The following is a 15,309-nucleotide window of genomic DNA, read 5'->3' on the forward strand; positions in this document are numbered from 1 at the left end:
TGTCTCTGTCCAACGACAAGGTTCTCGAAGCGCTGCGGACCTCCATGAAGGAGGCCGAGCGGCTGCGCAAGCAGAACCAGGAACTGACCGCCGCCGCGCGCGAGCCGATCGCCATCGTGGCGATGGCGTGCCGCCTGCCGGGCGGCGTGCGTTCCCCGGAGGACCTGTGGGATCTGGTGGTCGGCGAGCGCGACGCGATCACCGAGTTCCCGGTGAACCGCGGCTGGGACCTGGACTCGCTCTATAACGACGATCCCGATCACGAGGGCACCAGCTACAGCCGCGAGGGCGGCTTCCTGCACGACGCCGGATCGTTCGACCCGGAACTGTTCGGGATCAGCCCGCGCGAGGCGCTGGCGATGGACCCACAGCAGCGGCTGCTGCTGGAAACCTCGTGGGAATCGTTCGAACGGGCCGGGATCGATCCGCATTCGCTGCGGGGCAACCGGTGCGGTGTCTTCGTCGGACTGTCCTACCACGACTACGCCACCCGGCTGCGGAAGGCGCCCGAGGGCACCGAGGGCCACCTGCTGACCGGCAACGCGGGCGCGGTCGCGTCCGGCCGGTTGTCTTACACCTTCGGGCTGGAAGGCCCGGCGGTGACCGTGGACACCGCGTGCTCCTCCTCGCTGGTGGCGCTGCACCTGGCCTGCCAGGCGCTGCGGCAGGGCGACTGCTCGATGGCGCTCGCCGGCGGGGTGACCGTGATGGCCAGCCCGGCGGCGTTCGTGGCGTTCAGCCGCCAGCGCGGGCTCGCCGCCAACGGGCGGTGCAAGGCGTTCTCGGCCTACGCGGACGGCACCGGCTGGTCCGAAGGCGTGGGCATGGTGCTGGTGGAGCGCCTGTCCGACGCGCGCCGCAACGGTCATCCGGTGCTCGCCGTGGTGCGCGGCACCGGGGTCAACCAGGACGGCGCCAGCAGCGGGCTCACCGCGCCGAACGGCCCGTCGCAGCAGCGGGTCATCAAGCAGGCCCTGTCCAACGCCGGGCTGTCACCGTCCGATGTGGACGCCGTGGAGGCGCACGGGACGGGCACCGTGCTCGGCGACCCGATCGAAGCCCAGGCCGTCCTGGCCACCTACGGCCAGGGCCGGTCCGAGGACCACCCGCTGTGGCTCGGCTCGCTCAAGTCCAATGTGGGCCACGCCCAGGGCGCCGCCGGGGTCGCCGGGGTGATCAAGATGGTGCTGGCCACCCAGCACGGTCTGCTGCCGAAGACCCTGCACGTGACCGAGCCGACGCCGCAGGTGGACTGGACCGCGGGATCGGTGCGCCTGCTGACCGAGGCGATGCCGTGGCCCGACACCGGCCGGCCCCGGCGGGCCGGGGTGTCCTCGTTCGGGGTCAGCGGCACCAACGCGCACGCGATCGTGGAGCAGGCCCCGCCGGTCGGCGCCGCGGAACGCGAACCGGTCACGGTGAGCTCCCCGATCGTGGCGTGGCCGGTCTCCGGGCAGACCGAGAACGGCCTGCGCGGACAGGCGGACCGGCTCGCCGGTTACCTGGACGAGCATCCGGAGCTGGATCCGGTGGACGTGGGGTTCTCGCTCGCCACGACCCGGGCGGCGTTGAACCACCGCGCGGTGGTGGCCGCCGCGAACCGCGAGGACTTCCGGCGCGCACTGCGCGCGCTCGCCGAGGGCGAACCGGCGCCCGAGGTGGTTCGCGGCGCCAAGGGCGGCGGGCGGTTCGCGATCCAGTTCTCCGGGCAGGGCTCGCAACGGCTCGGCATGGGCCGGGAGCTCCACGCGACCTATCCGGTGTTCGCGGCCGCGTTCGACGACGTGTGCGCACATCTGGATCTGCACCTCGACCGCCCGGTCCGGGAAGTCGTCTGGGGCGCGGACGAGGAACTGGCGAACCAGACCGCGTACGCCCAGGCCGGGTTGTTCGCGGTGGAGGTCGCGCTGTTCCGGCTGGTCGAGCACTGGGGTGTGCTGCCGAAGCTGTTGCTGGGCCATTCGATCGGGGAACTGACCGCCGCGCACGTCTCGGGCGTGCTGTCCCTGCCCGACGCCTGCGCGCTGGTCGCCGCCCGCGGCCGGTTGATGCAGGCGTTGCCGTCCGGTGGGGCGATGGTGTCGCTGCAAGCCTCGGAGGACGAGGTCGCGCCGTTGCTGGACGAGACCGTGTCGATCGCGGCGGTCAACGGTCCGGCGTCGGTGGTGGTGTCCGGTGACGAGGACGCGGTGTCGCGTATTGCCGAGCACTTCGCGGCCGAGGGGCGCAAGACCAAGCGGTTGCGGGTCAGCCACGCGTTCCACTCGCCGCGGATGGACGCGATGCTCGCCGAGTTCCGGCGCGCCGCCGAGCGGGTGTCGTTCGAACCGCCGCGGATCCCGATCGTGTCGAACGTGACCGGCGAGGTCGCCACCGCCGAGCAGCTGTGCTCGCCGGGGTACTGGGTCGACCACGTGCGCCGGGCCGTGCGGTTCCGCGACGGCATCCGCACCCTGCAGGCCCAGGGCGTCACCTCCCTGCTCGAACTCGGCCCGGGCGGTGTGCTGTCCGGAATGGGACCGGACTGCCTGGACGAACCGGGCGCCGACGAGGTGGCGTTCGTGCCCGCGCTGCGCGGCGGCACCCCGGAGGTCCCCGCGCTGCTCCGCGCGATCGGCGAACTGCACGTGCGCGGCGTTTCGCCGGACTGGCGGAAGTTCTACGCCGGTTCCGGCGCACGGCGCGTGGACCTGCCGCCGTACGCCTTCGACCACCGCGAGTTCTGGCTGGAAGCGCCCGCCGAGGAACTGGGCGACCTGTCCGCCGCGGGGCTGCGCTCGGCCGAGCACCCGCTGCTGGGCGCGGCGGTGTCGCTGGCCGACGCCGAGGGCGTGGTGCTGCTCGGCCGGATCTCGCTGCGGAGCCATCCGTGGCTGGCCGACCACGCGATCCTGGGCTCGGTTCTGCTGCCCGGCACGGCGTTCGTGGAGCTCGCGGTCCGCGCGGGGGATCAGGTCGGCTGCGATCTGGTCGAGGAGCTGACGCTCGAGGCGCCGCTGGTGCTGGGCGCCGACAGCGCGGTCCAGGTCCAGCTGTCGGTGGGTGTCCCGGACGGGACCGGCCGCCGGACCGTGACCGTGTACTCCCGCGAGGAGGACGGCTTCGAAGGTGAGTGGACCCGGCACGCGACCGGTGTCCTGGCCACCGCCACTTCCGGCGAGGGAACTGATCTGTCCGTGTGGCCGCCCGAAGGCGCGCGGCGGCTCGAGCTGGACGGGTTCTACGATCGGCTCACCGAATCCGGATTCGGCTACGGCCCGGTGTTCCAGGGGCTGCGGGCGGCGTGGCGGCGCGGGGACGAGATCTTCGCCGAGGTCGCCCTGCCCGAGGGCGCCCGCGCGGACGCGGCCCGGTTCGGGCTGCACCCGGGCCTGCTCGACGCCGCACTGCACGCGATGGGCCTGGAGCCGTCCGGCGGTGCGGGCGGCGGGCGGCTGCCGTTCGCGTGGACCGGCGTCCGGCTGTTCGCCTCGGGAGCGTCGTCGTTGCGGGTCCGGCTGTCCGCGGCGAGCGGCGACGCGGTGGCCATCGCGGTCGCCGACGGCTCGGGAGCGCCGGTCGCCTCGGTGGACGCGCTGGTCCTGCGGCCGGTGACGGCGCAGCAACTGGACGGGGCGAAGGGCCGGGCGCACCGCAACCTGTTCCGGGTGGACTGGGACACCGCGACCACGACGTCCACTGTGGACGTTCCGGAACCGCGCGAGCTGGCGGCCGTGCTGGGTTCGGTGGCCGCGGGCGACGAACTGCCCGATGTGGTGGCGGTGTCGGTCAACGGCGCCGCGGGTGCCGAGGCGACGACGGCTCGGGTGCTTGAGCTGGTCAAGGCGTGGCTGGCCGCGGACCGGGATTCGCGGTTGGTGTTCGTGACGCGGGGCGCGGTGGCGGTTTCCGCCGACGCGGAGGTGACCGATCTCGGCGCGTCGGCGGTGTGGGGTCTGGTGCGGGCGGCGCAGTCCGAGCACCCGGACCGCTTCACCCTGGTCGACGTGGACGCCGAATCGGCGCCGATCGTGGTGGGCTCCGAACCGCAGGTGGCGGTGCGCGGTGGCCGGGCGCTCGTGCCCCGGCTGGTGCGGGCGCGGGAACTCGCGCAGCCCGCGGCCGAGGTCTCCTTCGCCGCGGGTGGCACGGTTCTGGTGACCGGTGCTGGTGGTGGTTTGGGTGCGTTGGTGGCGCGGCATGTGGTGGCCGAGCACGGTGTGCGGCATGTGGTGCTGATCAGTCGGCGCGGCGATCGGGCACCGGGTGCGGCGGAGTTGAGCGCGGAACTCGCCGGGCTGGGTGCGGAGGTGGTGTGGGCGGCGTGTGATGTGGCGGATCGGGATGCGCTGGCGGGTGTGCTGGCCGCGGTTCCGGATGAGCGTCCGTTGACCGGTGTGGTGCATGCGGCCGGGATTGTGGATGACGGTTTGGTCGGGTCGTTGTCTTCGGAGCGGTTGTTCGCGGTGTTGCGGCCGAAGGTCGAGGGTGCGTGGAATCTGCACGAGCTGACCGCGGGCTTGGACCTGTCCGCCTTCGTCCTGTTCTCGTCGGCGGCCGGGGTCTTCGGCGGCGCGGGTCAGGCGAATTACGCCGCTGCCAACGCTTTCCTGGACGCGCTGGCGCAGCACCGGCGTTGCCGTGGCCTGGTGGCGACCTCGTTGGCGTGGGGTTTGTGGGGGCACAGCGGCGGGATGGCCGGGGAGCTGTCCGAGGCCGATCTCAACCGGATGGCCCGCGACGGCGTCGTCCCGCTGACCGCCGACGAGGGCCTGGAGCTGTTCGACATCGGGTGGCGTTCGGCCGAGCCGTTCCTCGTCCCGGCCGGGCTGGACGTCACCGCCCTGCGGAACCGGCTCACCGGCGACACGGTTCCACCGCTGCTCCGGAACCTCATCCGGGTCCCGGCCCGCCGCGCGGTGACGGCCGAACCGGGGAGCGGGTCCTCGCTCGCCGGTGACCTGCACGGGCTGCCCGAAGGCGAGCAGGGCAAGGTGCTCCTCGATCTCGTGCGCACCCAGGTGGCGGTGGTGCTCGGGTTCGCGGGTGCGGAGGCGGTGTCGGCTTCGCGGGCGTTCAGCGAGATCGGGTTCGATTCGTTGACCGCGGTGGAGTTGCGCAACCGGTTGAACTCGGTGACCGGGTTGCGGTTGCCCGCGACCTTGATCTTCGACTACCCGACCCCGGCGGTGCTGGCCGAGTTCCTCCGCGCGGAACTGGTGGGCGAGCAAGCCGAGGTGGCCGGTCCGGTCGCGACGACGGCGGCGGACGGCGAGCCGATCGCGATCGTCGGGATGGCCTGCCGCTACCCGGGCGGGGTCACTTCGCCCGAGGACCTGTGGGAATTGGTGTTCTCCGGCCGCGACGGCATCACCGAGTTCCCGGTCAACCGCGGCTGGGATCTGGACGGGTTGTACGACGCGGACGCCGATCGTGCGGGTACGTCGTATGCGCGTGAGGGTGGTTTCCTGCACGACGCCGCCGAGTTCGATCCGGCTTTCTTCGGGATCTCGCCGCGTGAGGCGGTGGCGATGGATCCGCAGCAGCGGTTGCTGCTGGAGACTTCGTGGGAGGCGTTCGAACGCGCGGGCATCGACCCCGCAACGGTGCGCGGCAGCCGCACCGGCGTGTTCACCGGCGTCATGTACCACGACTACGCCGCGCGGCTGCGGGCGTTCCCGGAAGGCGTCGAGGGGTACCTCGGCACCGGGAACGCGGGCAGTGTCGCCTCCGGCCGGGTTTCGTACGCCTTCGGGCTGGAGGGTCCGGCGGTGACGGTGGACACCGCGTGTTCGTCGTCGCTGGTGGCGCTGCACTGGGCGGTCCAGGCGCTGCGGTCGGGCGAATGCGGTCTCGCGCTCGCGGGCGGGGTGACGGTCATGTCCACCCCGGGCACGTTCGTGGACTTCAGCCGCCAGCGCGGCCTGGCCCGCGACGGCCGGTGCAAGTCGTTCGCCGCGGCCGCGGACGGCACCGGCTGGTCCGAGGGCGTGGGCGTGCTGCTGGTCGAGCGGCTTTCCGATGCGCGGAAGAACGGTCATCCGGTGCTGGCGGTGGTACGGGGCACGGCGATCAACCAGGACGGCGCTTCGAACGGCCTGACGGCGCCGAATGGTCCGTCGCAGCAGCGGGTGATCCGGCAGGCGCTGGCGAATGCGGGCCTGCGTCCGTCCGATGTGGACGCCGTGGAGGCGCATGGGACCGGGACGGTTCTGGGTGATCCGATCGAGGCGCAGGCGTTGCTGGCGACTTACGGTCAGGATCGGGATGAGCCGTTGTGGCTGGGGTCGATCAAGTCGAACCTTGGCCATTCGCAGGCCGCCGCCGGGGTGGCGGGTGTGATCAAGATGGTGATGGCGATGCGGCACGAGACGTTGCCGCGTACGCCGCACGTGGACGAGCCGTCGCCGCACATCGATTGGTCTTCGGGTGCGGTGGAGTTGCTGACCGAGGCACGGCCGTGGCAGGCGAACGGTCGTCCACGCCGGGCCGGGGTGTCCTCCTTCGGCATCAGCGGCACGAACGCGCACGTCGTGCTCGAGCAGATCGAAGAGCCGGAACCGACCCCGGCGGCCCCGAACCCGCCGGTGCTGCCCTGGCTGGTGTCCGGAAACGACGAGGCGGCGCTGCGCGCGCAGGCCGCGCGACTGCTGTCCCGAGTGGACGGAGACACCGCACCGCTGGATGTCGCGTTCTCGCTGGCGACCACGCGCGCGTCCTTCGAGCGCCGCGCGGTCGTGGTCGGCACCGGCCAGGACGAACTGCTGGCCGGTCTCGCCGCGCTGTCCGGTGGCGAAGCGGCCCAGGGGCTGGTCGAGGGCGTGGCCGCCGAACGACAGCTCGGTTTCCTGTTCTCGGGTCAGGGTTCGCAGCGGCTGGGTATGGGCCGGGAGCTGTATGCCGCGTTCCCGGTGTTCGCCGAGGCGTTCGATGAGGTGTGTGCCGAGTTGGATCGGCATCTGGATCGCTCACTTCGCGAGGTGATCTGGGGCGAGGACTCGGAACTGGTCGATCAGACCGGGTACACGCAGCCGGGGTTGTTCGCCGTTGAGGTGGCGTTGTTCCGGCTCGTGGAGTCGTGGGGTGTTCGCCCGGATTACTTGCTCGGTCACTCGATTGGTGAGTTGGCGGCCGCGCACGTTGCCGATGTCTTCTCGCTGGCCGACGCGGCTCGTTTGGTGGTAGCGCGGGGACGTTTGATGCAGGCGTTGCCGAGCGGTGGGGCGATGGTGGCGGTGCAGGCCACCGAGGATGACGTGGCTCCGCTGCTCGAGGACACCGTGTCGATTGCCGCGATCAATGGCCCGGCTTCGGTGGTGGTCTCCGGTGACGAAAGCGCCGCGCTCCGGGTTGCCGAGCACTTCGAGGCCGAGGGCCGCAAGACGAAGCGCCTGCGGGTGTCGCATGCGTTCCATTCACCTCGGATGGACCCGATGCTCGCCGAGTTCGCCGAGGTCGCGGCTTCGGTGGAGTATCAGGCACCCCGGATTCCGGTGGTGTCCAATGTGTCCGGTCAGCTGGATGGGGAACTGGCCTCGCCGGAGTACTGGGTGCGCCACGTCCGCGAGGCCGTCCGGTTCGCCGACGGGGTTCGTACTCTGGCCGAGCGGGGCGTGACCGCGTTCCTGGAGATCGGTCCGGACGGCGTGCTCACCGGCTTGGCCCAGGAATCCCTGGACGAATCGGTTCTGGTGCCCGCGCTGCGGCGGGACCGCGACGAGGCGCGTGCGCTGGTGGAGGCACTGGGCCGGTTGCACGTGAACGGCATCGCCGTCGACTGGGCGGCGTGGTTCTCCGGCAGCGGCGCGCGCCGGATCGACCTGCCCACCTACGCGTTCCAGCGGCGCCGGTACTGGCTCGAGGAACCCGCCGGAAGCGTGGGCGATGTGGCTTCGGCGGGGCTGGCGGCGGCCGGGCACCCGCTGCTCGGCGCGGCCGTCCGGCTCGCCGAGCGCGATGAGGTGGTGCTCACCGGCAGGGTGTCGGTCCGCACCCACGAGTGGCTGGCCGAGCACGTCGTCGCCGGAGCGATCGTGGTGCCCGGCACCGCGCTGCTGGACATGGCCGTGCACGCCGCCGACCAGATCGGCTGCACGCAGGTGGCGGAGCTGACCCTGCACGCGCCGCTGCTGGTGCCCGAAGAAGGCGCCGTCCAACTGCAACTCGCGGTGGGCGCCGGGGACGAATCGGGGCGGCACAACCTCAGCCTGCACGCCCGGATCGACGACCCGGCCGGGGAGCAACCCTGGACCCTGCACGCCACCGGCACCCTCGCCACCGGCCGCCCGGAAAGCCCGGTCGAACTGGCGGCCTGGCCGCCGGAGGAAGCCGCGGCCCTGCCGGTCGACGAGGTCTACCGGCGTGCCGCCGCGGCCGGATTCGGCTACGGGCCGCTCTTCCAGGGGCTGCGTGCCGTGTGGCAGCGCGGCGAGGAGATCTTCGCCGAGGTCGCGCTGCCCGAACACGCCGACGCCGGCCGGTTCGGCCTGCACCCCGCGCTGTTCGACGCGGTCCTGCACGCCCTCGCCGCGTTGCCCGGGGAAGGCGAGGGCGGTGGGCAACTGCCGTTCTCGTGGACCGGGGTCAGCCTGCACGCGTCCGGCGCCTCCGCGTTGCGTGCCCGGCTTTCGCCCACCGGCACCGACTCGATCGCGCTGGACCTCGCCGATCCCACCGGGCAGCCGGTGGCCACGGTCGGCGCGTTGCGGCTGCGGCCGGTGGCCCCGGACCAGATCCGCGCGGCGGAAACCACGCGGAACCGCTCCCTGTTCCGCGTCGACTGGGATCCCATCGCGGCCGAGCCCGCGATCTTCGCCGAGCCGCGCGACCTGGAGACCGTGCTGGGTGCGGTGGCCGCGGGCGACGAACTGCCGGAAGTGGTGGCGGTGCCGGTCGGCGGCGACGCGGGTGCCGCCGAGACCGCGGCGAAGGTGCTTGAGCTGGTCAAGGCGTGGCTGGCGGCGGACGGTGACGCGCGGTTGGTGTTCGTGACCTCTGGTGCGGTGACGGCCGGGCGTGCGGAGGACGTCGCGGATCTCGGTGCGTCGGCGGTGTGGGGTCTGGTGCGGGCGGCGCAGTCCGAGCATCCGGACCGGTTCGCCCTGGTCGATCTGGATTCGGCCGCCGACGGTCCGGTGCCCGTCGTTCCCGGCGAGCCGCAGGTGGCGGTGCGCGACGGGCGTTTGCTCGCCCCGCGGCTGGCCCGCGCGCGGGAACTCGCGCAGCCCGCGGCCGAGGTCTCCTTCGCCGCGGGTGGCACGGTTCTGGGGTCCGGTGCTGGGGGTGGGTGGGGTGCGTTGGTGGCGCGGCATGTGGTGGCCGAGCACGGTGTGCGGCGGTTGGTGCTGGTGAGTCGTCGTGGGGACGGGGCGCCGGGTGCGGCGGAGTTGAGCGCGGAACTCGCCGGGCTGGGTGCGGAGGTGGTGTGGGCGGCGTGTGATGTGGCGGATCGGGATGCGCTGGCGGGTGTGCTGGCCGGGATTCCGGATGAGCGTCCGTTGATCGGTGTGGTGCATGCGGCCGGGATTGTCGATGACGGTTTGGTCGGGTCGTTGTCTTCGGAGCGGTTGGCGGCGGTGTTGCGGCCGAAGGTCGAGGGTGCGCGGAATCTGCACGAGCTGACCGCGGGCTTGGACCTGTCCGCCTTCGTCCTGTTCTCCTCGGTGGCCGGAGTGTTCGGCAGTGCCGGTCAGGCGAACTACGCCGCTGCCAACGCTTACCTGGACGCGCTCGCGCAGCACCGGCGTTGCCGTGGCCTGGTGGCGACCTCGCTGGCGTGGGGTTTGTGGGGACACAGCGGCGGCATGGCCGGGGAGTTGACCGAGGCCGATCTCAACCGGATGGCCCGCGACGGCGTGCACGCGCTCACCGCCGAGCAGGGACTCGAACTGTTCGACATCGGTTGGCGTTCCGCCGAAGCACACCTCGTGCCGGTGGGCCTCGATCTGCTCGCCCTGCGGAACCGGCTCACCGGCGACGAGGTTCCGCCGCTGCTGCGCGGCCTGATCCGGCTCCCCGCGCGGCGCCACTCCGCGGGCAGCGCGGCCGCGGACACCACGCTGGCGCGGCGGCTGGCCGGGCTGACCGCGGAGGAGCAGACCGCGGCCGTGGTCGCCGCGATCGCCGCCGAAGTCGCGGTGGTGCTGGGGTTCGCGGGTGCGGAGGCGGTGTCGGTTTCGCGGGCGTTCAGCGAGATCGGGTTCGATTCGTTGACCGCGGTGGAGTTGCGGAACCGGTTGAACTCGGTGACCGGGTTGCGGTTGCCCGCGACCTTGATCTTCGACTACCCGACCCCGTTGCTGCTGGCGGAGTTCGTGCGTTCGGAGTTGGTGGGCGACCGGGTCGAGGTGGCCGGTCCGGTCGCGACGACGGCGGCGGACGACGAGCCGATCGCGATCGTGGGCATGGCTTGCCGGTATCCCGGCGGGGTGTCCTCGCCCGACGAACTGTGGGACTTCGTACTCGCCGGAGGCGACGGAATCTCGGCGTTCCCCACCGATCGCGGTTGGGATCTGGACGGGTTGTACGACGCGGACGCGGATCGCGCGGGTACGTCGTATGCGCGTGAGGGTGGTTTCCTGCACGACGCCGCCGAGTTCGATCCGGCTTTCTTCGGGATCTCGCCGCGTGAGGCGTTGGCGATGGATCCGCAGCAGCGGTTGCTGCTGGAGACTTCGTGGGAGGCGTTCGAGCGGGCGGGGATCGATCCGGAGTCGTTGCGCGGCAGCCGGACCGGGGTCTTCGCCGGGGTGATGTACTCCGACTACAGCGCGCGCCTGACCAGCGTTCCGCAGGGCGTCGAGGGCTACCTGGGCACCGGAACGTCGGCCAGCGTGCTGTCCGGCCGGGTTTCGTACACCTTCGGGCTGGAGGGCCCGGCGGTGACGGTGGATACGGCGTGTTCGTCGTCGCTGGTGGCGTTGCACCTGGCGGCGCAGGCGTTGCGGTCGGGGGAGTGTTCGCTCGCGCTGGCCGGTGGCGTGACGGTCATGGCCACGCCCGGGGCGTTCGTGGAGTTCTCCCGGCAGCGCGGCCTGGCCCCGGACGGGCGGTGCCGCTCGTTCTCCGCTTCGGCGGACGGCGTCGGCTGGTCCGAGGGCGTGGGTGTGCTGCTGGTGGAGCGGCTGTCCGATGCTCGGCGCAATGGGCATCAGGTTCTTGGTGTGGTGCGCGGTTCGGCGGTGAATCAGGACGGCGCGTCGAACGGGTTGACCGCGCCGAACGGTCCGTCGCAGCAGCGGGTGATCCGGCAGGCGGTGGCGAGCGCGGGGCTGGAACTGTCCGATGTGGACGCTGTCGAGGCGCACGGGACCGGGACGGTTCTGGGTGACCCGATCGAGGCGCAGGCGCTGATCGCGACCTACGGCCAGGACCGGGAACAACCGCTGTGGCTGGGGTCGATCAAGTCGAACATCGGCCATTCCCAGGCGGCCGCCGGAGTGGCCGGAATCATCAAGATGGTCCAGGCCATGCGGCACGGCGTGCTGCCGAAGAGCCTCCACCTGGACGAGCCGTCCCCGCACGTGGACTGGTCGGCCGGTGCCGTGGAGCTGCTGACCGAGACCCGGGCCTGGCCGGAGACCGGGCGGGCCCGGCGGGCCGCGGTGTCGTCGTTCGGGATCAGCGGCACCAACGCGCACGTCGTGGTCGAACAGGCCCCGGAACCGGTGGCGGAGGTCGCGGCCGGACAGGCGCCGCCTGTTCTGCCATGGGTGCTCTCGGCGAAGACACCGGAGGCGCTGACCGAGCAGGCCGACCGGCTGAACACGTTCGTGCCGGGCCACTCGCCGGTGGACGTGGGCTGGTCGCTGGCGACCACCCGGTCGGCGCTGGAGCGCCGCGCGGTCGTCGTCGGCACGGACGCGGAAGAGCTGACCCGCGGGCTGACCGCCCTGGCCCAGGGCGGGACCGCACCCGGAGTCCGCACCGGAACCGCTCGGCCCGGTGGCCTGGCCGTGCTGTTCTCCGGCCAGGGTTCGCAGCGGCTGGGTATGGGCCGGGAGCTGTACGAGGCGTTCCCGGTGTTCGCGGAGGCGTTCGACGCGGTGTGCGCCGGACTGGACGAACACCTCGAGGAACCGCTGCGTGCGGTGATCTGGGGCGCCGACGCCGAGGCCGTGCACCAGACGCAGTACGCGCAGGCGGGGTTGTTCGCGGTCGAGGTGGCGTTGTTCCGGTTGTTCGAGTCGTTCGGGGTGCGGCCGGATTACCTGCTGGGGCATTCGATCGGCGAACTCGCCGCCGCGCACGTGGCCGGAGTGCTCGCACTGGAAAGCGCCTGCGCCCTGGTGGCGGCGCGGGGTCGCCTGATGCAGGCGTTGCCGACCGGCGGCGCGATGGTGGCCGTGCAGGCCACCGAGGATGAAGTGGTGCCGCTGCTCGACGACTCGGTGTCGATCGCGGCGGTGAACGGTCCGGCTTCGGTGGTGGTGTCCGGCGCCGAGGACGCGGTGCTGGCCGTTGCGGAGCGTTTCGAGGGCCGGAAGACTCGGCGGTTGCGGGTGTCGCATGCGTTCCATTCGGCGTTGATGGAGCCGATGCTGGCGGAGTTCCGGCGGGTGGCCGAGGGCCTGACCTTCGGCGAGCCGCGGATTCCGTTGGTGTCCAATGTGTCCGGTCGGGTGGCCACCGCGGCGGAACTGGGTTCACCCGGGTACTGGGTGGATCATGTTCGGCGCGCGGTCCGATTCGCCGAGGGTGTCGAGTCGTTGCGCGGCGCCGGGGTGTCCACGTTCGTGGAGTTGGGGCCGGCCGGGGTGCTGGCCGGGATGGCGCAGGAGTGCCTGGCCGAGGCCGGTGCCGAGGTCGGTGTGGTCGCCGGGCTGCGCAAGGATCGCCCCGAGGCGGTGGCGCTGGTGGAGGCGCTGGCCGGGGTGTTCGTGCGCGGGGTGCGGGTCGACTGGCCGGTGCTGTTCGCCGGGGCGAACGCGCGCCGGGTGGACCTGCCCACCTACCCGTTCCAGCGCCGCCGCTACTGGCTCGACGCCGGAACCGGTGTGAGCGACGCGTCGGCGGCGGGACTCGGCGTCGCCGGGCATCCGCTGCTGAGCGCGGTGGTGCAGTCGCCGGATTCGGACGCAGTCGTGCTGACCGGGCGGTTGTCGCTGCACACCCACGCCTGGCTGGCCGACCACGCCGTGTTCGGCCGCGTGCTGGTGCCGGGCACCGGACTGGTCGAACTCGCGCTGCGGGCCGGGCAGCAGGTCGGCTGCGACGTGGTGGAAGAACTCACGTTGCGGGCACCGCTGACGTTGCCCGAACGCGGCGGGCTCGCCGTGCAGGTCGTGGTGGACGCCGGTGACGACTCCGGCCGCCGGTCGGTGCACGTGTTCTCCCGCGCGGAGAACTCGGACGCGGCGTGGACGCTGCACGCCGAGGGTGTGCTCGGTTCCGGCGCGGCGGCCTCCTTCGAACTCACCGAATGGCCCCCGGCCGGCGCGGAGGCCGTAGCGGTCGAGGGCGCCTACGAGCGGTTCGCCGAACAGGGCTACGGCTACGGCCCGGTGTTCCGGGGCATGCGTGCGGTGTGGCGGCGTGGTGCGGAGTTGTTCGCCGAGGTGGTGTTGCCGGAGCGGGCGCGGGGTGACGCGGAGCGGTTCGGGTTGCACCCGGCGTTGCTGGACGCCGCCATGCACCCCACGCTGGGCGGCGAAGGCGGTTCCGGGGACACGGTGATCCCGTTCGCGTGGAACGGGGTGTCGCTGTTCGCGGTGGGCGCCGCCGCGGTGCGGGTGCGTCTCGCCCCCGCTCCGGACGGCGGGCTGCGGATCGCCGTGGCCGACGAGGCCGGGCAGCCGGTCCTGTCGGTGGATTCGATGGTGGGTCGTCCGGTGTCGCCGGAGCAGTTGCGGGCCGGTGGGCAGGGCGACCCGCTCTACGGCGTCGACTGGAAGCCGGTCGCGCACGGCGAGGTTCCTCAACAGTCCTTTGTGGAATGGGACGAGGTGCCCGAATCCGGTGCGGTGCCGGAGGTCGTGGTGCTGGAATGCGCGGCGCCGGAGGATCAGGTTCCGGACGCGGTGCGCTCGGTGCTCCATCGGGTCCTGGAGGCTGTGCAGCGGTGGCTGGCCGACGAGCGGTTCGCCGGATCCCGGCTGGTGGTGCTCACCCGGAACGCGGTCGCCACCGAGCCCGGTGCGGCCGTGCGGCTGGCCGAGGCGCCGGTGTGGGGCCTGGTGCGGGCGGCGCAGGCGGAGAACCCGGGCCGGTTCGTCCTGGTCGATGCCGACGACGAGGGCGCCGGTGCGCTGCTGCCCGCGGTCGTGGCTTCCGGGGAACCCGAGGCCGCGATCCGGGCCGGACGCGTCCACCTGCCGCGGCTGGTGCGGCTGCCAGCCGCCGAGGCGAACCCGGTGTTCGGCGCCACGGGAACCGTTCTGGTGACCGGTGGTACGGGTGGTCTGGGTGCGTTGGTGGCGCGGCATCTGGTGGCGGTGCACGGTGTGCGGCGGTTGGTGTTGACCAGTCGCCGGGGTTTGGACGCACCGGGCGCGGGCGAGTTGGCGGCCGAACTCGCCGAGTCCGGTGCCGAGGTCGAGGTTGTGGCGTGCGATGTGGCGGACCGGGAAGCCGTGGCCGCGTTGGTCGCCCGGATACCGGACCTGGACGCGGTGGTGCACGCCGCCGGTATCGGTGACAACGGGCTGGTGAGCGCGCTCTCCCCGGAGCGGGTGGACGCGGTGTTGGCCCCGAAGGCGGATGCCGCGTGGTACCTGCACGAGCTGACGCGTGGTTTGGATCTTTCGGCGTTCGTGTTGTTCTCGTCGGCCGGTGGGCTGGTGCTGGCGGCGGGGCAGGCGAACTACGCGGCGGCGAACGTGTTCCTCGACGCCCTCGCCGCCCAGCGGCACGCGGACGGACTGCCCGCCACCTCCCTGGCCTTCGGCCTCTGGGACTCCGGCTCGGGAATGGGTGAGGGCCTGGGCGAGATCGATCGGCAGCGGATGCGTGCGCAGGGTTTGCCGCCGTTGCCGGTGGAGTCGGCGCTGGCGTTGTTCGACGCGGGCCTGGCCGCCGATCGGCCGGTGGTCGTGCCGGTGCGGGTCGACCCCTCGGCATTGCGCAGCCGGGAAGGCGAGATTCCGGCGCTGCTGCGCGGCCTGGCGCCCGCCGTCCGGCGCGCGGCGACCGCCGCGAGCACCGAGACGACCCTGGAACAGCGCCTGGCCGGGCTGGGCGGTGCCGAACGGCAGCGCGTGCTCCTGGACCTGGTGCGGTCGCGGGTGGCGGGTGTGCTGGGGCATGCGTCGGCGGAGTCGATCGAGCCGGATCGGGCGTTCCAGGAGCTGGGTTTCGATTCGCTGGCGGCGATGGAGTTGCGGAACCAGTTGA

1 protein-coding gene is annotated in these 15,309 nt (G+C 72.4%); it reads left to right on the top strand.

Features of this window, described 5'->3' with window-relative positions; translation table 11 throughout:
- Positions 1–5 precede the first annotated feature (5 nt).
- The coding region (locus FXO23_RS46555; protein WP_425484978.1) for an SDR family NAD(P)-dependent oxidoreductase at positions 6–15,309 on the top strand (15,304 nt) is incomplete at its 3' end.

This window comes from Amycolatopsis anabasis, assembly GCF_009765355.1.
Classification (GTDB): domain Bacteria; phylum Actinomycetota; class Actinomycetes; order Mycobacteriales; family Pseudonocardiaceae; genus Amycolatopsis; species Amycolatopsis anabasis.